The 22,779-nt window shown below is 44.5% G+C and carries 19 protein-coding genes; 11 read left to right on the top strand and 8 right to left on the bottom strand.

The window, feature by feature from the left end; translation table 11 throughout:
- The first annotated feature begins 8 nt into the window (after positions 1–8).
- Positions 9–209: a hypothetical protein gene (locus tag FPZ43_RS09050; RefSeq protein WP_146381540.1), complete on the top strand. Its 201-nt coding sequence runs from the start codon at positions 9–11 to the stop codon at positions 207–209.
- A gap of 111 nt (positions 210–320) precedes the next feature.
- The gene (locus FPZ43_RS09045) at positions 321–2,030 is read left to right on the top strand and encodes a sodium:solute symporter (protein WP_146381539.1); all 1,710 of its coding nucleotides are present in this window, start codon (positions 321–323) and stop codon (positions 2,028–2,030) included.
- Positions 2,031–2,109: 79 nt separating this feature from the next.
- Here the strand turns inward: FPZ43_RS09045 and FPZ43_RS09040 are convergent, their stop codons facing one another.
- On the bottom strand, positions 2,110–4,437 hold the full coding sequence (locus FPZ43_RS09040) for a glycoside hydrolase family 3 protein (RefSeq protein WP_146381538.1): 2,328 nt from the start codon (positions 4,435–4,437) through the stop codon (positions 2,110–2,112).
- Positions 4,438–4,641: 204 nt separating this feature from the next.
- Between FPZ43_RS09040 and FPZ43_RS09035 the strand changes: the two genes are divergently transcribed.
- From FPZ43_RS09035 to FPZ43_RS09020, 4 genes are all read left to right on the top strand, one after another.
- A complete protein-coding gene (locus tag FPZ43_RS09035) occupies positions 4,642–5,205 on the top strand; it encodes a biliverdin-producing heme oxygenase (RefSeq protein ID WP_146381537.1) in 564 nt (187 codons plus the stop codon).
- A gap of 84 nt (positions 5,206–5,289) precedes the next feature.
- Positions 5,290–6,411, top strand: a complete 1,122-nt coding sequence (locus FPZ43_RS09030; RefSeq protein WP_146381536.1) for an acyltransferase family protein — start codon at positions 5,290–5,292, stop codon at positions 6,409–6,411.
- A gap of 4 nt (positions 6,412–6,415) precedes the next feature.
- Positions 6,416–6,877: a DUF2059 domain-containing protein gene (locus tag FPZ43_RS09025; protein WP_146381535.1), complete on the top strand. Its 462-nt coding sequence runs from the start codon at positions 6,416–6,418 to the stop codon at positions 6,875–6,877.
- A 60-nt stretch (positions 6,878–6,937) separates the two neighbouring features.
- Positions 6,938–9,820, top strand: coding sequence for a M16 family metallopeptidase (locus FPZ43_RS09020; protein ID WP_146381534.1), 2,883 nt, complete (start codon positions 6,938–6,940; stop codon positions 9,818–9,820).
- Positions 9,821–9,859: 39 nt separating this feature from the next.
- Here the strand turns inward: FPZ43_RS09020 and FPZ43_RS09015 are convergent, their stop codons facing one another.
- Complete coding sequence (locus tag FPZ43_RS09015) at positions 9,860–10,522, bottom strand: hypothetical protein (protein ID WP_146381533.1); 663 nt, start codon at positions 10,520–10,522, stop codon at positions 9,860–9,862.
- 71 nt (positions 10,523–10,593) lie between these two features.
- On the opposite strand from FPZ43_RS09015, the gene FPZ43_RS09010 reads away from it, so the two are divergent.
- Together FPZ43_RS09010 and pdeM are read left to right on the top strand one after the other, a co-directional pair.
- The gene (locus FPZ43_RS09010; protein WP_146381532.1) at positions 10,594–13,239 is read left to right on the top strand and encodes a ligase-associated DNA damage response DEXH box helicase; all 2,646 of its coding nucleotides are present in this window, start codon (positions 10,594–10,596) and stop codon (positions 13,237–13,239) included.
- A 52-nt stretch (positions 13,240–13,291) separates the two neighbouring features.
- Positions 13,292–13,951, top strand: coding sequence for a ligase-associated DNA damage response endonuclease PdeM (gene pdeM / locus FPZ43_RS09005; RefSeq protein WP_146381655.1), 660 nt, complete (start codon positions 13,292–13,294; stop codon positions 13,949–13,951).
- On the opposite strand, the gene FPZ43_RS09000 is transcribed toward pdeM, so the two are convergent.
- Positions 13,948–15,096 carry a peroxiredoxin family protein gene (locus tag FPZ43_RS09000; protein WP_146381531.1) on the bottom strand — a complete coding sequence of 383 codons (1,149 nt, stop codon included), beginning with the start codon at positions 15,094–15,096 and terminating at the stop codon, positions 13,948–13,950. The two genes, pdeM and FPZ43_RS09000, sit on opposite strands and share 4 nt — an antisense overlap.
- A 206-nt stretch (positions 15,097–15,302) precedes the next feature.
- On the opposite strand from FPZ43_RS09000, the gene FPZ43_RS08995 reads away from it, so the two are divergent.
- Complete coding sequence (locus FPZ43_RS08995) at positions 15,303–15,689, top strand: TraR/DksA family transcriptional regulator (protein WP_146381530.1); 387 nt, start codon at positions 15,303–15,305, stop codon at positions 15,687–15,689.
- A 137-nt stretch (positions 15,690–15,826) separates the two neighbouring features.
- A complete protein-coding gene (locus FPZ43_RS08990) occupies positions 15,827–16,711 on the top strand; it encodes a dienelactone hydrolase family protein (protein WP_146381529.1) in 885 nt (294 codons plus the stop codon).
- Positions 16,712–16,805: 94 nt separating this feature from the next.
- On the opposite strand, the gene FPZ43_RS08985 is transcribed toward FPZ43_RS08990, so the two are convergent.
- The 5 genes from FPZ43_RS08985 to FPZ43_RS08965 form a co-directional block, all read right to left on the bottom strand.
- Complete coding sequence (locus FPZ43_RS08985; RefSeq protein WP_146381528.1) at positions 16,806–18,266, bottom strand: TolC family protein; 1,461 nt, start codon at positions 18,264–18,266, stop codon at positions 16,806–16,808.
- A 14-nt stretch (positions 18,267–18,280) separates the two neighbouring features.
- Positions 18,281–19,648, bottom strand: coding sequence for an HlyD family secretion protein (locus FPZ43_RS08980; RefSeq protein WP_146381527.1), 1,368 nt, complete (start codon positions 19,646–19,648; stop codon positions 18,281–18,283).
- Positions 19,638–20,645, bottom strand: coding sequence for an ABC transporter transmembrane domain-containing protein (locus FPZ43_RS08975; protein WP_146381526.1), 1,008 nt, complete (start codon positions 20,643–20,645; stop codon positions 19,638–19,640). Before FPZ43_RS08975 ends, FPZ43_RS08980 begins: the two co-directional genes overlap by 11 nt.
- A gap of 179 nt (positions 20,646–20,824) precedes the next feature.
- Positions 20,825–21,160, bottom strand: coding sequence for a hypothetical protein (locus FPZ43_RS08970; RefSeq protein WP_146381525.1), 336 nt, complete (start codon positions 21,158–21,160; stop codon positions 20,825–20,827).
- 169 nt (positions 21,161–21,329) lie between these two features.
- Positions 21,330–21,728, bottom strand: coding sequence for a winged helix-turn-helix transcriptional regulator (locus FPZ43_RS08965; RefSeq protein ID WP_146381524.1), 399 nt, complete (start codon positions 21,726–21,728; stop codon positions 21,330–21,332).
- 124 nt (positions 21,729–21,852) lie between these two features.
- On the opposite strand from FPZ43_RS08965, the gene FPZ43_RS08960 reads away from it, so the two are divergent.
- Complete coding sequence (locus tag FPZ43_RS08960) at positions 21,853–22,605, top strand: SDR family NAD(P)-dependent oxidoreductase (RefSeq protein ID WP_146381523.1); 753 nt, start codon at positions 21,853–21,855, stop codon at positions 22,603–22,605.
- Positions 22,606–22,779 lie beyond the last annotated feature (174 nt).

Here is a 22,779-nt window from a genome sequence, read left to right as displayed (position 1 = left end):
ATAAAGATATGTCACACCATCACCATCCACACCAAAAAGAGCAAAAAAGCTATGATTACATATTTTACCTGGTAGCAATGATAAGCGGCCTTTTTGTAGGTGCCATTGTTGAAAGAGGCTTCATATGGATACCAGTAGGCGGTGTTTTTGGTTTACTTACAGCAGCGCTATTCATCAAATTTTTGGTGCGTGGCCGTGAGGAAGTCTAACCAGGACAGCCTCCCCGCTTTTTTTAAGAACTGGAACCAGTTTTACATCCTTGTGGTTGTATGGCTGGTTTTTTTAATTTTTATATTTTGGCTCATTACAAAATTTTTTGAATGAGTTTAACCGACTGGATAGTTTTAGCTTTTACGCTGCTGGCCATTGTGGCCTACGGCGTTTATAAAAGCGGGCGCAGCAAAAACATTGATCAGTTTACGGGCAGCCGCTCGTTACCCTGGTACCATGTGGGCCTGTCGGTTATGGCTACCCAGGCCAGTGCTATTACCTTCCTGTCGGCACCAGGGCAGGCCTATAGCGACGGGATGCGTTTTGTACAGTTTTACTTTGGGCTGCCACTGGCCATGATTGTGCTATGCACAACCTTTGTCCCCATTTTTCACAGGCTAAAGGTTTATACCGCTTACGAGTATCTGGAACAGCGTTTCGACTTAAAGACACGCGTTCTTACTTCGTTATTGTTCCTTGTTCAGCGCGGCCTTTCAACGGGGATAACCATTTACGCGCCATCTGTTATCCTTTCGGGTATATTGCATATTGATATTACTTACACTACGCTTTTTATTGGTGGGCTGGTGCTTTTTTATACCGTTTACGGGGGCAGCAGAGCCGTATCCTACACGCAACTGCTACAAATGAGCATCATTTTTTTAGGCATGTTTGCCGCGGGTGCATTTGTGGTTGCACTGCTGCCAAAGGATGTCGGCTTTATAGATTCCGTGAAACTTGCAGGCAACATGGGGCGCATGAACGTAATCGACTGGAAGTTTGATGCGAGCAATCGTTACAATATCTGGAGCGGAATTATTGGCGGTTTCTTTTTGCAGCTAGCCTATTTTGGTACAGATCAAAGCCAGGTTGGCCGATATCTAACCGGTAGCAGCGAAGGCCAAAGCCGCCTAGGCCTCATCATGAACGGGTTGCTAAAAATACCCATGCAGTTTTTGATATTGCTGGTGGGTGTGCTGGTGTTCAGCTTTTACCAGTTTAATCGCCCGCCGGTATTTTTTAACAGCTATGAGGTAAGCCAGGTTAAGCAAAGCCCTTATGGAGCTGAATACAACAGGATAGAAACTGAGTACAATACCGCTTTCGAGCAAAAAAAGGCAAAGGCCCAGATGCTTATCAAGGCCATAGACGAAGGAAGTGAGCAGGCGATATCATCCGCTAAAATCGACCTGAACAAATCAAAAGCGCAAACAGATACACTACGAAAACAGGCCGTTGCCCTCATCAAAAAAAATAATGATAAAGCTAATGCCGATGATACCAACTACATCTTTCTAAGCTTCGTAACCCAATACTTACCCAAAGGATTAATAGGGCTACTTATTGCCATCATCTTCCTCGCATCCATGGGGTCGACAGCAAGCGCACTCAATTCGCTGGCATCAACAAGTGTTATCGATATTTATAAAAGGATGATCAATAAAGAGGCATCTGATGAGGAATATGTAACTGCATCACGCTGGTTAACCGTTTTTTGGGGATTGGTATGTATTGGCATGGCACTTTATGCCAGCAAAATAGGCAACCTGTTAGAAGCCGTTAATCAATTAGGGTCATACATTTATGGCACTATGCTCGGCGTTTTTATGGTAGCATTTTTCTTAAAAAGAATAAGCGGAACAGCGATTTTCATCGCCGCTATCATAACAGAAGCTATAGTGTGCCTGTGCGGTTATTTTGATGTAGTGGCCTACCTTTGGTTCAATGCGATAGGTTGTATAGGGGTGGTGCTTATAGCAGTTATTTTAAATACCTTTGTTAAGCCCGGCAGCAAGCCGGTATCTACTGCACACAAATAAGAAGTACTTTACTAATAAAAAGGGCACAAGGAAATAATCCCTGCGCCCCATATAGTTGATTAAGTGTGTGTGTGTGCAATTACATTTTTGGCAGTGCCTTAACATATTTAGTAGTGCGCGCATCTTTGATAACGCCTTTCCAATTTAAGCCGTAGCCAAAATCATAAACGTGACCCTCGCTATCAGTGTAGCATTTCATATCATGCGGAACGTCTTCGTATTGGGCTTCAACCGTTTTCATATTAACAGGCATCTGTAATGGCAATAAGGCCGATGGCTCTGCTTTACCGGTTAAAATATCCAGGCTGGCCTGGCCTTGTACGCCGAAGTCACCTATTATTGCGCTGGCCTGCTTTTCAAACTCGGCCATTACCATAGGGTTATTGATGTTTATTGATACAATAACCGGCCTGCCTTTCATTTTTGCATAGGTATCATTTACCATGGCCAGATCTGTTACATTAGTTGATGTTTCAGTTTTATCTTTATAACTGCGGTTGGTAAATTTCTCAAGCGGGTCGCCACCGGCAATGCTGGTAGCGCGGGCAGTTTCGGCTTTGTAGGCGCCGTATTGTAATGACACGGGCAGGTAGCCATTACCGCCGTTCTTGGCGTCTTCCTCGTTATATCCGCCATGTCCAATAGGGCTTTCTATAAATACAAGCGCATAGTCGGCCTCGTCAGGGTTCTCGGTTACTTTGAAATATTTTTTAACGATATCCATATTAACCGGGTACTCCGTTTTTTCGGGGTGAGGAATGCCTAAAAAGTTTTTGCCTGCAGGCGTAAATTTCTTCGGCACATAAACAGTTTTACCTGCTTGTAAAGGCAACACACCACCTTTGTTCTTCAGCATCACGATGGATTTAAGCTGCGCCTGGTAGCCTGCATCCATAAACTCTGGTTTGCCTACAGTGCTTTTGGTTACTTGCGGGTCCAGGTAAGGGTTTTCAAATAAGCCGGTGCGGAACACATTGCGCAGTAAGCGGAGGGCCGACTGCTCAAATCTTGCACGCATAAATTTTTCGCCGTGCTCTTTAACGCCCATTTGGTAAGCTTCTAAAACAGGCTTCATATCGTTATTACCGCCAAACTGGTCAACCCCGGCCATTAGTATTTTATAGTGACGCTGCGCGACGGTCAGCTTTTCAACGCCCCATGATTTACCTGAGAGGAAGCTGTTTACAACTGTTTCGTCACCTGTAACAAGCCAATCGGTACATACCACGCCATCGTATTTGTATTTATTACGCAGCAAGTCGGTTATAATATATTTATTGTAGTTGTTGGCTACATTCTCGTGGTTCTTTTTATCCTGATTATAGCTGATTGTGTAATATGGCATTACAGCTGAAGCCATACCCGTTTTGCCATTCAGTTTAAACGCGCCCTGTGTAAAGGGTATCAGGTGCTGATCGAAGTTGTTACCGGGGTAAACGGCATATTTGCCAAAACCATAATGCGCATCGCGCCCGCCTTCGCCGGCGCCGCCGCCCGGCCAGTGTTTAACCATTGCATTTACGCTTACGTAACCCCAGCCATTGGCAATTTCATTATTTCCGGTTGACGTTTGGAAGCCATCTACATACGCCCTTGCCATATCAGCCGCCAGCTGCGGATTTTCACCAAATGTACCGCTGAAGCGGTTCCAACGCGGGTCGGTAGCAATATCAACCTGTGGCGATAGGGCGGTTGCAATACCCAAGGCCCGGTATTCCTGGCCCGCTATTTTACCAAAGTTTAAGGTAACAGATGGGTCGAACGTTGCTGCCAAACCCAACGAACCCGGCCACATAGATATAGCGCCACCGGCCCCTGCGTTAAACTCCGCATTGGCAACCGTGCCATGGCGTGGGTCCGAACTGTTATTGGCCGGTATGCCAAGGCCCAAACTTTCCACGTAAGCTTGTGCATTATTGTTCCACTTTGCAGCAACTTCAGGGCTTTGCACTGATGTTATAAGCACATGCCGTACATTGTCATCTTTCAAGAAGGCCTTTTGTTGGTCAGACAGGTCATACGCGGCAGCACCGCTTTCAGTAAAAGATTTGCCATTGTAGAGGCCCGCAAACGGACCTACCGGCATAGTTGGTATCATTTGGTGGCGGCTGTAAAGCATTAAACCGGCAATTTGCTCAACGCTCATTTGGCTGGCCAAATCCCTGGCGCGCACGTCAACAGGCAGGCGCCAGTCTTCGTACTTATCCAGTTTGCCGTTTTTGTTCAGGTCTTTAAAAGCCTTGCCGTCAACCGTCAGTATTTTAACTCCCGATTTTGACGAATAACCCAATTTTTGGCCACCGGTATTGTTTATAAAAACAACATCGCCAACCCGGTTTTCGGTAAACTGGCTCTGCGCCAAAGCAACCGAAGGCAATAGCGCCATCAGCATTAAATATTTTTTCATAATAATTTTTAGGTGCAAGCGCTGGTTGCGCTTAATTAATTGGTTTATAACACTGTTAACATCTTTGTGTCAATAATACACAATGCTAAATATTATTATTTTAATTAGCAAGTTTTTAAGACGATACATCTTTTTATTTTTTCAGTTTGCAAAAAAGCAGCAACGTTTAGCGTTCTGATAGTACATTTACACCAAACATTTGCTATGCTATCAGAAAAATTAAAAGAGGCCACTAAAACCAATCATCAAATACTTGAGAAAGCATTGGTTGGAAAGCTTAAGGCCGTACGCTCGGCTGCACAATATGCCGATCTGCTAAAGCTTTTTTACGGATACTTTGGCGGGCTGGAAATGAATATCAATAAGGTTATCGACCCTAACCTGCTGCCCGATAATGCCGAACGGCGCAAAACCCAGGCTATAGCCGATGACCTGCAAGCGCTTGGTGCAGGTATTCCTGCCAAAGCAGATGGTGATGCTTTGCCTGCTATAAATAATCATTTGGAAGCGTTGGGTGCTTTGTATGTAATTGAAGGCTCTACCTTGGGCGGAAAGATCATCAGTAAAATGATGCAGCAACAACTAAATATTGGCCCGGATGCTCTGAGTTTTTTTGCCAGCTATGGCGACGATACCGAACGCATGTGGAACATATTTAAAGATGCGCTTGACCATCAGGCAAAAAACCCCGAGCAGGAAGCAGTAGTAATTGCAGCCGCCAACCAAACCTTCCTTAAATTTGGAGAATGGTTTAATAAAAACCAGTAATAACTGCCATTGCAAAAAACAGGGAGATATGATACATTGCGGTAACGTAATAATCGGATTATCATATCTCTCTAAACATTTGCAATGCCTGCCGCCCCCATCCACACATCTAACAAAGTACGACTATTAAGCCTTGACGTTTTTCGTGGGCTTACTATAGCCGCCATGACGCTTGTAAACAACCCCGGCGACTGGGGCCACATTTACACCCCGCTCGAACACTCGGAGTGGAACGGCTGCACCCCTACCGATTTAATATTCCCTTTTTTCCTGTTCATGGTAGGCGTGTCCATTGTATATGCCATGGAAAGTAAAAAGACAAATGGCGCAAACCAGGGCAGCATAATTTTGACTGCTTTAAGGCGCACCATTATCCTAATGCTGATAACCTGGGCCACACAATTACTGTTACGATGGAATTTTGACTTAGCCCACTTACGCCTGCCGGGTGTATTGCCCCGCATAGCACTGGTATATTTTATTTGCACCGTACTTTACCTAAAAACATCTGAGCAAACACGCGACTGGGTGTTTGCTGCTGCATTGATAGGCTATTATTTGTTAATGACCTTTGTACCTGTACCCGGCGTAGGCTATGCCAACCTTGAGCCCGAAACAAACCTGGGCGCATGGATAGACCGCACCATTTTAACGCCAGACCATCTTTGGAAATCATCGCGAACCTGGGACCCTGAAGGCCTGCTGGGTACACTGCCTGCCTTGGGTACCGGACTCTTTGGTATGCGGGTAGGTACATGGCTAAAACGCAAAGACCGGGATGAAAGCGTAAAAGTAAGCTGGATGTTTACCTATGGTATTATTGCCGTAATAATAGCATTGTTTTGGGACTTGTTTTTCCCTATAAATAAGGCGCTCTGGACAAGCTCTTTCGTTTTATATACCGGCGGCCTGGCTACTATTGGCCTGGCCATTTGCTATTGGCTTATTGATGTGCAGGGCAAAAAACGCTTTACCTATCCTTTTGTGGTTTTTGGGGCAAATGCTATAACAGCCTACGTCCTGTCGGGCATTATGCCGCACTACCTGTATATGATAAAAATAGGCGGTAAAAACTTTTACCAGCTTTTGTTCGAACCATACTTTTCGCCGGTAAATGCTTCGCTGGTTGCTGCAATTTTTATTGTGATATTGTTATGGCTCATAATGTGGGTGTTGTATCTTAGGAAGATTTTTATCAAGATCTGATTTTATGAAGCTCAAATACTTTTTTGCTGCGGCGGCTATGTTTTTATGTGTATCGGTAAAGGCGCAAAACATAACCCCCTCGCATCTTAAAGCTGCCGACGATTTACTTACAGCCGCCCGTGCAGATACGCTTTACAAACAAAACATGGCCACTATGCTTAACCAGGCCAGTGGCCGCATCCCGGAAGCACAACGCGCAAAATTTGTTACCGTGATGAACGCATTTATGGCAAAATACATCAGCTGGGAGTTGCTTAAAGATCAAATGGCCGTTTTGTATGCCAAAGAGTTTACCGAAAAAGAACTTAAAGACCTTACCGCTTTCTACAACACGCCGCTTGGCAAAAAACTAAACAGCAAGCAACCCATACTGCTGCAAAAGGGCGCAGAGATGGGCCAGCTGGCCGTGCAAAGCCACCAATCGGAACTGGAGAAAATGATGCAGGATGCATTTAAAGAGCAATAACGTAATTTATAACTAATAAATTCGTTTATTGCATTGATTATATTTTACCCTAATTAATTTATGAACTTTAACAGGAATATTTCTGTAACCGCCCTGGCATTGCTTACCGTGGCGGGAAGCGCATTTGCGCAGGTAAAACGGAAACCTACCCCATCACCCAAATCAAAACCTGTTTCTGCACAGGCGGCTGTTACTACCGGTACTGTATTGCCAATGGACAAAGATGTGCTGATTGGTAAACTACCCAATGGGCTTACTTATTACATACGCCATAACGAGCAGCCAAAAAACCGCGCCGAACTCTACCTGGTAAATAAAGTTGGATCATTGCTGGAAACCGATGCCCAACAAGGTCTTGCTCACTTTACCGAGCATATGGCATTTAATGGAACTAAAGATTATCCTAAAAATGCTTTGGTTAACTTTCTTCAGCGCTCGGGCGTACGTTTTGGGGCAGATTTAAATGCCTATACATCTTTTGATGAAACGGTTTACCAACTGCCTGTTCCAACAGATAGCGCCGCCGTTTTTGCAAAAGGCTTTAATATTTTGGCTAACTGGGCAGGCTACGTAACGTTTGACCAAGCCGAAATTGACAAGGAGCGTGGTGTAGTGCTTGAAGAAGAGCGCCTGCGTGGCCGTAATGCCCAGGAACGCCTTAGCCAGCAAACACTGCCTGTATTACTCAATAACTCGCGCTATGCTTCGCGCCTGCCTATAGGCAAGGAAGCTGTTATTAAAAACTTTGATGCGGCTACTATAAAAAGCTTTTACCAAGACTGGTATCGCCCTAACCTGCAGGCAGTAATTGCCGTTGGCGATTTTGATGTAAAACAGGTTGAGCAGTTGATAAAGGATAATTTTAGCAAGCTGCAAAACCCGGCCGCGCCTAAACCGCGTGCTGATTATGACGTGCCGCCTGCACCGGGTACTGTTGTGAAGATAGCTACTGATAAGGAGTTCCCTTATACAATGGCGCAAATTGTTGTTAAGCACCCGCAAACGGTAGTGAAAACAACCACTGGGTTTATGACACAAATGCGCATTAACCTGCTCAACTACATGATAGGCGAACGTTTAAATGAGTTGCGCCAAAAGCCCGAGCCGCCGTTTTTGTACGGAAAATCATCATACGGTAGTTTTGTAGGCAAGCAGGATGCTTTTACAACGGTTGTTATTGCAAAACCGGGTGATCTTGAAAATGCCTTTAAAACCATAGTAGGCGAGACCGAACGCGCCCGCAGGTTCGGCTTTACGTTAACCGAGCTGGAAAGAGCCAAACAGGCAGCTTTGGTACAGGTACAAAACAATTATTACGAGCGCTTTAAAACCAACTCATCCAATTTTGTGCGTGAATACCAAAGGCACTTTTTAGTTGGTGAGGCATCTCCCGGCGCCGATTACGAGTACAAGTTCTATGCAGAAAATATCAACAAGGTATCTGTTGCAGACATGAACGCCCTTGCCGCAAAACTGATAACCGACCAAAACCGGGTTGTACTTATTGAGGGCCCGGACAGCGAGAAAGAAAAACTACCTGCCGAAAAAACGGTAATGGATTGGCTGGCCACTGCAGGCAAGAATGTTACTGCCTATGTAGATAACGTAACCAGCGAGCCGTTGATGGAAAAAGCGCCGGAAGGCACGAAAGTGGTTAGCGAAACAAATAATGATGCTATTGGCACCACTATGTTAACGCTTGGTAATGGGGTTAAAGTAGTACTTAAGCCTACTCAATTTAAAAAAAACCAAATCCTGATAACAGGTTATAGTTTTGGCGGCACATCGCTGGCAAGCGATCAGGACTTTACCTCGGCCAACCTGGCTGCCCCGATAATTGTAAACAGCGGCATTGGTAAAATTAACCAGGGGCAGCTTGATAAGCTCCTTGCCGATAAAAACGTACATGTAACGCCTTACATCAGCGATTTTGCATCGGGCATAAACGCAAGCGCGTCACCGGGCGATTTTGAGACTGCTATGCAGCTGATATACCTTTACTTTACCCAACCGCGTAAAGATGCAGATGTATGGAAGGGTAATATCAACCAAACACGTTCTTTATTGGCCACCCGCGGTCTGGATCCGGGCAGCGTATTTCAGGACACAGTATCGGCGGTAATGAACAATAATAATTTCAGGGCTATGGTTACTACTACCGAGAGACTGAATGCCGCTACGCTTGACAAGGCTTACAGTTTCTACAAAGATCGCTTTGCTGATGCATCAAACTACACCTTTACTTTTACCGGTAACTTTACGGTTGATGAAATAAAACCTTTCCTTGAGGCTTATTTAGGAGCGTTGCCGTCAACAAATAAAAAAGAAACTTTCAAAAATTTGGGTATACACCCAATGGCGGGGGTTATCAACAAAACGGTTAACAAAGGTGTTGGCGAAAAAAGTACTGTGCAAATTGTGTATAGCGGCGAGTACGACTACAACGAGGCCAACAATTTGCAGATGGATGCGCTTGAAGAAGTGCTCAACATAAAACTTACCGAGCGCCTGCGCGAACAGGAGAGCAGTACTTACGCACCCGGAGTTAGGATAAATTACTCTAAAATACCGGAGGCCCGCTACAGCGTTAATATCTACTTTAGCTGTGCACCGGAGAATGTTGATAAGCTTGTTGCTGCAACTATGGATGAGATAAGTAAGCTTAAGCAAACCGGCGCAACAGCTGTTGATATACAAAAGTTTGCTGCCGAGCAGGCACGCTCAACCCAGGTGCAGTTGAAAGAAAATGCATTTTGGTCGGCTTATTTAACAGCAGCTTCGCAAAACGGACAGGATCCGCAGCGCATATTAAACTATGTTCAAAACCTGTCGCAGGTAACGCCGCAAAGCACCAAGGAAACAGCGATAAAATACCTGAGTGGTAAAAACTTGATTAAGCTGATATTGATGCCTGAAAAGGCTGCCCCGACACCAACCAAATAACTAAAAATAAATAAAGCGCCAATCGGCGCTTTATTTTATTTACATGGCTTTAAGATTATTGAAAAAGGGCAGGTAGGTTGCCTTCACATCACGCCCCGGCTCATGTACAGTAATACCACTAATATTCCCCGCACCGTCGACATCAAAAGCTACACCCGCTTTTTTATCGTCATAAAGGGTATACACATTGCCACGATGGCCAAATGTACCAACCTTTACAAGATTGTATTTTTCCATGGCCGGCTTAAGCGGCTGGCCAACGTACAGTGAGTTGTTTATTTTAAACGCAGGCGATGTTACACGTACGTGCTTTAACCGTGCTGCATCATCGTTACCCATATCGCGCGAGAAGTACATTTGCGTAGCGTATTTGGTGGTATCATGATCGGCATACCATATCGCAGTGCTTTTGCCCATAGCGGCATCTCCGGCGTCTGGCTTACCAAGTCGCTTATAAATATTCTCTGATGATTCATTTATGGTTGATTGCCCGAGGCTTGATCCCGGTACAATTAGCTGGGCAAGCGGTATTTTGGCATCTCCGGGCATTTCTGACGTATCTGTTTTACCAAGGGCTTTCAGGCTGTCGGCTTTAATGGCACTGTCAACATGTTGTACGTTAAAGTTTATCGCTTTTCGCTTTTTGCAGGCCATGGCAGATAGTGCCAGTGCCAGTACAATCAAATATTTAGCTTTATTCATTTATATAACAATTTATAACATTAGCGGTTGATTGATTATAACCGCGAACAGGTTATATTGTTAGCAGATAAATGAATAATAAAGGGCCGAAAGTTATACAGGAATGGTACAAGCGTAAGCAGTGGAAACAGTTTCCCTTTCAAAAGGAAATGGAAGCAACCTACCTGGCTGGCTACTCGGGTTTATTAAATGCCCCTACAGGCAGTGGAAAAACTTATGCCCTGTTTCTTCCTTTCCTAGCCGACTATATAAATCGCTATCCCGACACTTATTTGTCCAGGCAAAATAACGGTCTGCTTATGCTATGGATAACCCCGCTACGGGCGCTTACAAATGATATACGCAAGGCCATGCAGGAAGCCTGCGACGAATTGGGCCTGCCATGGCGCGTAATGACCCGTACGGGGGATACATCTGCCGCCGAAAAGGCCGCACTTAAGCGGAAGCTCCCTGAAGTTTTACTTACTACTCCCGAGAGCCTGCACCTTATGCTGGCCCAAAAGGAATATCCTAAAGTATTTAAAAACCTGCAGGTAGTTGTTTGCGATGAATGGCACGAGTTGCTTGGCACCAAACGCGGCGTACAGGTTGAATTAGGACTGAGTAAACTTAAAGTACTCTCGCGTTTGCAGTTATCAGAAAGCAGTGAGCAGTTAGATACCGAAAGCCAAAAACCAAAGGTCAAAAATAAAAAAGCAGCTGAATTAATTCCAGCAAACCAACTGCAGATTGCAAACAACCGTCTGCGCATTTGGGGCATCAGTGCTACCATTGGCAATCTGGAGCAGGCGGCTGAAGTATTATTAGGCAATGATTTCCCGCCTGAGCAGATCAAAATGGTTAGGGCCAATATCCAAAAGCGGCTTGAGATTGAGTCGGTAATTCCACCTAACATTGAAAGCTATTCATGGGCAGGGCACATCGGAGTAAAACTGCTGCCGCAGGTTATGGAACTGGTAGCCAAGAGTAAAACAACGCTTATATTTACCAACACGCGGTCGCAGGCCGAGATCTGGTACCACGCCATTATTGATAATTACCCCGAATATGCAGGCATCATGGCTATGCACCATGGCTCGCTTGATAATGAGCTACGTAACTGGGTAGAAGCTGCCCTGCATGCCGAAGCGCTCAAGGTAGTGGTTTGTACCTCAAGCCTGGATCTTGGTGTAGATTTTCGCCCGGTTGATACCGTTGTACAGGTGGGCAGCCCAAAAGGAGTAGCGCGTTTTATGCAGCGTGCGGGGCGTAGCGGGCACCATCCAGGTGCTATATCAAAGGCATACTATGTACCTACACACTCACTGGAACTTTTAGAAGGTGCCGCGCTTAAGCAGGCCATACAAAACGGCATCTTTGAAAGCCGCGACCCTATGTTGCTTACCTTTGATGTGCTTATACAGTACATGGTTACGCTGGCTGTGTCTGACGGGTTTACGGCCGACGAGTTATTTAAGGAAATTAAATCAACTTTTGCCTTTGCCGATTTGCGTCGCGAAGAATACAACCAACTACTCGATTTTATAGTGAGCGGCGGCAAAACCCTTGCCCAATACGACGAGTTTTTAAAGGTTGAATTGGAGAACGGCGTTTTTAAAGTAAACAACCGACGGGTGGCCATGCGCCACAGGTTGAGCATTGGCACCATAACAAGCGAACTGAGCATCCGTGTGAGTTGGCTTAGCGGGGGCAGCCTGGGCACGCTTGAAGAAGGTTTTATCAGCAAGCTTAAACCTGGTAATACCTTTTGGTTTGCCGGCCGCAGCCTCGAGTTTGTGAAAATAAAAGACATGACGGCCTACGTTAAAAAATCAAAGGCTACCAAAGGACTTATTCCAAGCTGGGCCGGCGGGCGCATGCCGCTGTCGTCGCAGCTATCGGCAGTGTTCAGGGAAAAGCTTGATGAGGTAGCGCATGGCATAGAGCGGGATATCGAAGTAAAATCCCTAAAACCGTTGTTTGATTTGCAGGCAAAGCTATCGCACCTGCCACAGAGCCATGAGTTTTTGATTGAATCATTTAAATCAAAAGAAGGTCATCATCTGCTTTTTTACCCTTTCGAGGGCAGGTTGGTTCACGAGGGGATGGCGTCGCTACTGGCGTACCGTATTGCAAAAATAAAGCCGGCAAGCTTTTCAATCGCCATGAATGATTATGGCTTTGAGCTGCTGGCCGACGAAGATATACCTATTGAAGAAGCGCTGGAAGATGTTGCCTTTTTCTCCATCGATAACCTGATAGCCGATATCCAAAGCAGCCTCAACGCCAATGAAATGGCACGCAGACGTTTCAGGGATATTGCGCATATTGGCGGTTTGGTGTTTACAGGCTACCCTGGAGCACAGGTTAAAAACAAGCACTTGCAGGCATCAACCTCATTATTGTTCGAGGTATTTAACGAGTATGAACCGGATAACCTGCTGGTGAGGCAGGCTTATAATGAGGCCCTCGCTTTTCAGTTAGAAGAATTCAGGTTGCGGATGGCCCTTCAGCGCATACAAACGCAAAGCATTGTTTTAAAAACTATTGAGCGCCCTACGCCTTTTGCCTTCCCAATAATGGTTGACAGCCTCGGCCGCGAACGCCTCACAACCGAAACCATGGAAGAGCGCATAGCCCGCATGGCCAGAAACTACAGCGTTGATGACGACAATTTACCGGCCGAAAAAAGAAGCAGTAAACGCAAGCCGGGTATAACCCGCAAAAAAGGGTTTTAGCACTGTGGTGTGCCCATAAAAACAAAACTGTTACCTTTGTAATTGTATGACGATGAGTGCGGGCACCCCTTTTAATTTCTTAGATCAGGATCTTTTACTATTACCACAAAAGGCCATTTACTGGCATCAGCAAAATGCTTTAATTTTAACCGACGTACATTTTGGCAAGGTTGGGCATTTCCGGAAGGCGGGCATAGCCATTCCGCGTAACATGGAGCAAGATGATCTGGCCATGCTGTCTGACCTGGTTTATGAGCATAAGCCGGAGAAGCTTATTTTTCTGGGCGACCTTTTCCATAGCGATATGAATAATGACTGGGATTGGTTTGTGCTTTGGCGCAGCCAGTTTCCGCAGCTTGAAATTATTCTGATAAAAGGCAACCATGACATTATTGCTGATGAGCATTACACCACGTTAGGTGTAATACTTTATAAAAAGCTGGTGATGGGCCCTTTTGTAATGCTGCACCACCCGCTTGCAGATACCACCCAGGCACATGCCGAAGGCTACGTTTTATGCGGCCATATACACCCTGGTGTGCACATGGTGGGGCGGGGCAGGCAAAGCATTACGCTGCCCTGCTTTGCGTTTGCACAAAATCAGGCTATACTGCCATCATTCGGAAGATTTACAGGGCGGGTAGCCATAGTAAGCCGCAAAACTGATCATGTATTTGGCGTACTTAAAGACAGGGTTATTGCAATAGCTTAGCGATGCTTTTGCAGGTATTCGTGCACATCACCATCAACATCTATTAAATCGGCATCGGCTTTAATAATGCGCCATTTATAATCAACCAAAAAGTATGCAGGCAATTTGGTTATATTCCATTTGGTAACATTTGGCGATGCATCTCCTTTAAGATCCGAGATCTGCAGCCAGCTTAAATGATCCTGATCAATGGTCTTCTTCCATTCATCGGCATCAGTATCGAGTGAGACGCTCAGGATACCAAATTTAGGTTTATCTGCATCTGTAAGTATCAAACCGTTCACCATTTTGGCATGGTTAATAGCACTTACCTGGTGGCTTGATTTCCAAAACTCAATCAGCGTAACTTTATTTTTCAGCATGCTGCGGTTAAATGCTTTACCATCAGGAGTATTGCCTACCAAAGCAGGGGCCGGTGAACTACCAAGCGTGTGCAGCATGGCGTTTAGCTTGTTGCTTATTTTAATACCATCGTCACTTTCTCTTATGTTCTGCGGAAGCTTCGCAAATACTGCATTGTAAGCGGCCGGGCTTTCAAAATAGGCCTGCTGCACCATAATGTGCGCGCCTATTTCGTTCTGCGGGTTTTTGGTTACGTATGCTTTAAGTGTTTCAAGTTCTTTCTTCCTGCGTTCTTCTTGCAGCTTTTGGGTTTGCGTGTATAGCATTGCCCTTTCTTTTTTAGGCATAGTCGCCACCTTTGGAGTAGCCAATACAGCCTTAGCTGAGTCGATACTTTTATCAAGCACAGCAGTGGCATTGCCCAGCATTTTGTAATACCCCGATAATTGGTTTTGTGTCGATGAAGATGTTTTTATTTCGGGGTAGGTAGTAAGTCTTGGGGTATTTAAATCAACCTTATAAGCTGCCTGTTCAAGGTAAACGTCATAAGTTGCCTTTTGGTCAGCAGGCTTATTGTTATCAATTACGGTTATGGTGTAATATGCAGGTGCAGGCAAGCTTTTGTTTAAACTCATTTGCCCGTTTTTTATAGGCTGCGTTTCAACCACCTCATTGTATTGTTTAATGATGACCAGGCCATTGGTAATGCCAGGCGCGTTAACAGTGAGTTGTAATGATGGTGATGTTTTTGTGTTACATGCTGCCAGTAACACAAGCGCTATAAAAGCAAAATAATATTTCATTGTAATGGTTTAGTATATAAGCAAATGTAGCGTTTAACAGTGTTTAAAGCATACAAATTCCGCATTCAAGCAAACAAAATTCGGTTTTTTTAGTTGTAGGTGTAAGCTGTAAAGCCCAAGGCAAATTGTGTAAAACAAGCCCGTATGTGTATAACTATAAGGTTTACACATTGATAAACAGGTATATAATTGTTATATTTGAGATAATGAACGAAGAACTTAAGAAAACCAGGTACTCTGAGCAGGAACTGGAAGAATTTAAAGACCTAATCCTTAAAAAGATCGCTGTAGCTAAGGAAGAATTGTTTACGCTTGCATCTGCATTAAATGTATCAAACACCAATGGGACCGATGATACAGGTGTAGCGCACCAGACACTTGAAGACGGAGCTGCAACGCTTGAGCGCGAATCTGTAAACCAGTTAGCTGCACGTCAACGTAAGTTTATTGACCAGTTGGAGCTTGCACTTATGCGCATAGGTAATAAAACTTATGGTATTTGCCGCGAAACCGGTAACCTGATAGCTAAAGAAAGGCTGATGGCTGTACCACACACAACGCTGAGCATGGCTGCCAAACTAAGACAGAATTAATTATTTAAAATAAAAAAAGGCCTTGAACGAAAATTCAAGGCCTTTTTTGTTTGGGTTGTTGCCGTAACGACACTGTTACAGCTACTTAACAAATTGCTAATGACCAATTATTAAATTTGAGCACAACCAACATACCTATGAGCCAAATTAATAAACAAGACATTAATCAGGAAGTATTTGACCTGTATGACGACTACGCCCATAGCCGCCTTAACAGGCGAGCCTTTATGGAAAAGCTATCGTTATATGCTGTGGGCGGTTTAACCGTACCTGCGCTGATGAGCTTTTTAATGCCCGATTATAACAACATCCAGGTGCAGGCTGATGATCCTCGTTTGAAATCAGAATATATCAACTATCCTTCGCCAAAGGGTGGAGGAACCATAAAGGGTTTGCTTTCAAAACCGAAGGACGCTAAAAAGAAACTGGGCGGTATTATAGTGGTGCATGAAAATCGCGGTCTTAACCCGTATATTGAAGATGTAGGCAGGCGTGCGGCACTTGCCGGCTTCGTGTCATTAGCGCCGGATGCACTTAGTCCTTTAGGAGGCTATCCCGGTAATGACGAAGAGGGCCGCGCCATGCAGGCAAAGCGTGATAAGGGCCAAATGGAAGAGGATTTTATTGCCGCTTATGAGTATCTAAAAAATCATAAAGATTGTAACGGCAAAGTTGGTGTAGTGGGCTTTTGTTATGGCGGTGGTATTGCAAATATGATGGCTGTACGCGTGCCAACGCTTGCAGCAGCAGTACCTTTCTATGGCGCACAACCTGCAGCTGCCGATGTGCCTAAAATAACCGCTCCCCTGATGCTTCATTACGCATCATTGGATACCCGCATCACCGAAGGCTGGCCGGCTTACGAAGCAGCCTTAAAAGCTAATAATAAAAAGTACCAGGCATTTATTTACGAAGGTGCCAACCATGGCTTCCATAATGATACTACACCCCGCTACGATAAAACAGCAGCTGAACTGGCATGGAAACGCACCATTGAGTTTTTTGTAGAGAACTTGGGGTAAACAATTCACTATACACGTTATTGTAACGTCACGCTGTAAAACCAAAGCCCCGAATTTACGTTCGGGGCTTTGATAATTATTAACGATAGAAAATTTACAAATCCTGCCTTGTACCGGCTTTGTAATAAAGCTCGGCCAGGGTTTTCTGATAACCTGCCACCATGCTTTCGCGCTTTATCCTCATATCAATCAGCTTGGTTTCGCGGCTATTGATCAGAAACAACGTACTTTCGCCAAGCTCAAATTTCTGGGCCTCACCCTTTACAAGGGTTTGCTGGTTATTAATGCTCTGCATTTGTACCCGTAACTGCGCTTCATAAGCCGATAAGTCGTTATAAGAAGTTAAGATATTATTCTTTATTTCCCTGCCCGATTGCTGTAGGTCGTAATCAAGCTCCATTTGTTTGATTTTTACCTGCTTTAGCTTACCACGCTCGGCGCGTAAAAACAACGGGAAGGCAAACTCAACTCCAAACTTGTAATTACCACGGTTAAAGTCGTAATAATCGGGTACGTAGCCGCTAAAGCTGGTACGTGTTGATATCAGGCTCCCAGTAACGTTAAGCTTTGGCTTAAGCATTTCCTGCCGGTAACTCCTCTCGACTGCTAACTGGCTGCCTTTTGTGCGCAGCTTAACCAGCTCGGGGTGTTGGCTATTGGCTTGATTTACCAATGAGTCGAGCACCAGCCGGTTTGGCTTCGTGATACTTTCAGGAATTGGCTGCGGTGCTGCATTTGCAGGTAGCTCCAAAGGGTTGCCCTGCTCGCTCCATAAATGGTTTGATAACACAAGCCTGGCATTTTGAAGTTCGACAGCCGATTTTTCTTTTTGAATGATCCGCTCCTGCACTGTAATATAAGCCTCTACTGAATCTATAGGCGGCTTATCGCCAATTTGGGTTTGTTTGCTTACCGCATCAAAACGGCGTTGCGCCAAATCAACACCTTCGTTAACTAACTGAAACTGCTTGTATGCGTAATACCAGTTCCAGTAATCTTTAGCTATCACATACCAGGTGCTGTTTATTTGTTTTATTCGTTCGGCTTCGGCATACTGCACCATAATTTTTGATTGGCGCAATGTGTTACGCCTGGCGTCGATGATAAGGCCCTGCCCCAAAGGTATGCTAAGGCCCACTGCGGTAAGCCCGGGCAGCGGTGTTCGGGTTTCAGGGTTGGTGTATGTACCCACACTACGGTCGTATCCTATCTTAAGATCGGCTCCGGCCAGCCACAAGGGCACTTTAAGTTCGCTGGTCCAATTGTTATAATATTCCGTTTCGCCAAAAACCTTCCGGCCAAAACCAGCTTTCAGTGCAGGGTCAAAATAACCCAGGGATTGTAAAACATCGGCACGCGCCGCCTCACTTAACAAAGCTGCTTGCTTAACTATGGGGTGGTATCTAAAAACCAACTCCTGCAAATCGTTAAGCGAAAATACTTTGGTAGTATCGGGGGCCTTAGATGCAGTTTGTGCAATACTGTTCACTGAAGTAAAAAGCATAGCCAGGAAAAACATGATAAGGGCAGGTGATCTTCTGAAATTTATTTTCATGTGATGGCCCTCCCTTAACCTTTGTTCGTTTTAGACTCTGTTGTAGGCTCCTTATCCAGGCTTGGCGGGAAACCGTTTAACTGGCGCCATATTTCATACCAGATTGGCACTGAACGCAGTATAATGCGTCCGTAAACGCCCGAACCCTGACGGAGTTGCTTTGGCCATGGCTCATCCTTTTCTGCAAACTGGCGGTGTTCTTTCACCAGGAGACGATACTTGCCACCAGAGCTGCTCACCCTGTCAATAGCAGAAATTTTACCACCAAAAGTACCCACTGCAACCGACGGCCAGCCCGAGAACTGTACAGATGGCCAACCTTCAAACTGCAGGCGCACATCGCTGGTATCTAAAATCAGCGGAACATCCATAGCACTTACGTAAAGCTCCACGGCTACCAAAGGCGATTTCGGCTGAAGCGTTGCCACAGACTCGCCTTCTTTAATATTTTCGCCAATACCTGCTTTCAGCGTTTTAACAACAAAACCATCCTGAGGCGCTCTTACCACATATAAGCCGCGCCTTACATTAATGTTTGATATGTCGTTACGCAACTTGGCAATTTCACCCCGCACACTTGCCCTGCTGGATACAGCCGACCCCAGATCTGATTGTGCTTTTGCCAGCGCCTCCTGGTACTTGGCGCGAATGTTATCCAGATCGATAATAGCATTGAGCAGGTTTTGCTTAGAGTTGTTGAGCTTGTTTTCCTGGCTAACAACCTTTGCTCTATCTTCCTGCAATTTTAACCTGCGTGTTTCAATATCTGTTAATGAGAATAAGCCATTACGGTAACCGGCCTCGTAACGGGCAAGCCTTGATTTTGATGTTTCGTAAAACTTCTCAATCGCTACCAAATCGGCACTATCTATTTGTACGTAATTTCGCGATTGCTTTACCTTATTTTCTGCGGCTCTCAATTGCAGGCGCAAGCCATTTGTCATAGCTAACATTTGCGCATTAGTAGCCTCGATCTTTTGCACGGCAGCTGCCTCACTACCTCGTTTAGCGTCCAGTTGTTCTTTTAAACGCTGCGGCAGTTCGGGGTCAAAATAAGATTGGCTGGTTTCAGATATAACCAGTATGGTATCACCTTTTTTTACTTCCTGCCCTTCACGAACAGACCAGCGCTCAATACGCCCGCCAATTTGGTTTTGTACCGTTTGAGGCCTGTCTTCGGGGCGCAAAGCCGTTACCGTACCACGGCCGGGTATGGTTTGCCGCCATGGTAAAAACAAAATAAGTATAAAAAGGCCCAAAAAGACCAGCGCAATGCGGCCAAGCATTTTTTGACCTTTAGCTTCAATTAAGCGCTCGTTCGATAAGGTTGAAAACTGCTCCCAGTTTTCGAACGGTGCTTCGGCATTGTGTTTATTTGCCATGGTCTGTATCTCCTTCCTCTAATTCAAGATCGGTTACAACGGCAAGTTTCTCTGCACCGGTTACCATGTCAAAAACAGTGTTCAAATTAGTCATCAGCTTCTCAATAGCATAGCTGATCTGTACAACAATTACCTCGGCTGCCACAAATTGTCCAAACGTCATCTGGCGTTCAACAACAAAGTACGAACCCAATAGCAGCAAAGCACCCATCAATGCGGTACGCAGGGCAACTGCACTTGCAAAAAACCTTTTTAGTATCCTGAAGTGGCTGTTACGCGCCTGCAGGTAGTTGGCCGTAATTTTATCGGTGCGGCTAAGCACCTCGTTACACTTGCCTATGTCCTGGCGGTAACTATCCAAATCGTTGGCTACATCCTCAAGATAGGCTACCACTTCATACTTATAGCCCGATTCATCGATGCTTGTACGCACACCTTCTTTGTAATATAATGCCATTACAAAAATAATAACCAACAATACAAACAGCCCGAAGCCCATAAAAATTGGGTGGTAAAATGATAAAAGTATAGCACTGAAAAATATAAGCACAACGGCGGCTACAATATCAACTAAAAGCTTTGTAAGGCCTTTTTGTATGGTAAGGGTATCAAAAAAGCGATTAACCAGCTCGGCAGGTTTTTCACCCTCAAGTTCTTCTTTTTTAATACGCGGCAACCGATAAGCAAACTCAACAGCAGCCTTGGCAAAAATTCTTTGCTCAATAAACTCAACTAACGTGAGTTGGCTGATAAGCAGCACGCCACCTATAATAATGCCTATTAATATAACGGCTATGAGGATATAAGTAGAGCTATACATGGCACCGTTCGACAACAGGTTGAACACCGCTGTAGTACCCAGCGGGAGGGTTAAACCAATAAGGCCTATAAGTATAGCATATATGTAAATATAATTAATTGTGGCGCGTTCGTAATGGAGTATTCGCCAAAGTCGTTGCCAGGGGGTAAGGGCACCGGCAGCATGATTTTTTTTCATGGGATATTAAATGTTCTTTTTTCAAAATTTCCGGAAGCAGGGCAACCGGTTTAAATACATCATAACATGGGGGCAAACTGCAGGTGTATTTATTTTGAATTGGGCCGTCATGGTAATAGCACAATCAAACACAGCACAAAACAGCCAGGCTGTAATGCTTGCATAAAAGCAGTTTGAAGTTATGCTGTAAAATCGGGAGGCGGTGTAGGTACCGTCTTGGGGGGATGTGCTGATATCCTCAGCTTATAATAAGCGGTACCTACGGGCAAGTGGCTAATCCACGAAAAATGATCGAAAGTGATATCATGAAAACTACAGGTAAGCAGTTTTTGACTAACCTTGTCAAAAGATTCTTCTTTAATATCTTTACCCTCTTCAGCACTCTTTTCGATTGAGTAAGAATCATTTTTGCAACTGAATTGACTAATAAAACCGGCGCACACTTTCAGGGCCATCACAAGAAGTAATGCCGTGCCTAAAATGCTTTTTAACCAATTTTTTCTTAATCTCTTCATCAGCTACTCGCAACAAAGATAAGCATTACTTGTTTTGAGGTAAAGGGCTTTACAACACAGTATTGTCATTTGGAAGGGTAAAAAACCCTGTTTTTTGCAATGTTAACGATGATTTGAGACAAGTGTTTTTTAAAGTATTTAAATTTTTAAGGATATATAGCTGTATATATTAATCCGTTCCACATTCGGCCTGGCACACTAATAATGCCTGCTCATTTGGCTTTATCGAATTTTCCTTTGCGATCTGCTCCTTACCCCAATTATGTAAATGCCTGATGAAGGGTATCAATTCAAGGCCTGTCTCGCTCAATCTATATTCCACTTTGGGCGGCACTTCATAATACATTTTTCGGATAATCAGTTTATCATCTTCCAGTTCGCGTAATGTTTGCGTAAGCATCTTAATTGTAATATCTGGCAGCGTACGGCTCAATTCGCCGTACCGCAGCACGTTTTTCATGTTTAAGTACCAAAGTATCCTAGCTTTATACTTACCACCAATGCGTTTAAAAGCGTAATCAACTGCACACATTTGTGTGGCTTCGGTCATAATAGGTTTACTTTTCATTTTAATTAATTTATAAAATGTTATAAATCAGCAATACATACCTTTTGGTATATAAGGTACTTAAAAGTACATACTTGCCAAAAGTACATAATGCCGCTACTATTGCAGCATAAATTAAATAACAATGGAATTAAAACTGAAAGATAGAGTGGCCGTAGTTACAGGCGCATCAAAAGGTATTGGCGCAGGCATTGCAAAAGAGTTGGCTAAAGCAGGTGCAAAAGTTGTTGTTAACTATGCTACGAGTTTGGATGATGCAAACAAGGTTGTTAACGAGATTGAAGGTAACGGCGGGGAAGCAATAGCTGTAAAAGCCGACATCAGCCAGCAGGCAGATGTCAAGCATCTGTTTGAGGAAACGAAAAAAGCCTTCGGTAAATTAGACATACTGGTTAACAATGCCGGTGTATTTACATTTGAACCGCTCGAAAAAGTTACCGAACAAAGCTTCCACAGGCAGTATAACACACATGTGTTGGGCAATTTACTTTGCACTCAAAGCGCTGTAGAAATGTTTGGTAACAACGGCGGAAGCATCATTAATATTAGCTCAACAGTAAGCCAGAATCCCATCCCTGGCCTTGTTGTATATTGCGCAGCGAAAGCTGCTGTAGACAACATGACTAAGCTACTGGCAAAAGAATTAGGCGGGAGAAACATCAGGGTAAACAACATTGCCCCGGGCGTTACCGAAACAGAAGGGACACGCAGTGCAGGCATTATTGGTGGCGACCTCGAAAAACAAATGAATGCAAACACGCCGCTTGGCCGCACAGGCCAGCCGGAAGACATTGCAAAGGTGGTCGTTTTCCTGGCATCAGACGATGCGGGCTGGGTGACCGGCGAGCGTATTACCGTTGCAGGCGGTTTATTGTAAGTGGTAATAAACAACAGATTTCTGCATCCACTGATACAGGGATCTGTTGTTTTTACAGCATGTATTACAAAAGGTTAAATTTATTGCGGTATAAAAGTCCGGATAAGTAATCTACATACCTGTAGCTATTTAAAATCCAATTTTTAAAAATGGCTTAGTAACTATATACTTGCA

Origin of the sequence: Mucilaginibacter pallidiroseus (assembly GCF_007846085.1) — a bacterium.
GTDB classification, from domain to species: Bacteria; Bacteroidota; Bacteroidia; order Sphingobacteriales; family Sphingobacteriaceae; genus Mucilaginibacter; species Mucilaginibacter pallidiroseus.
The sequence above is the reverse complement of the archived record's forward strand: the minus strand, read 5'-3'. Positions and strand labels throughout refer to the sequence as shown.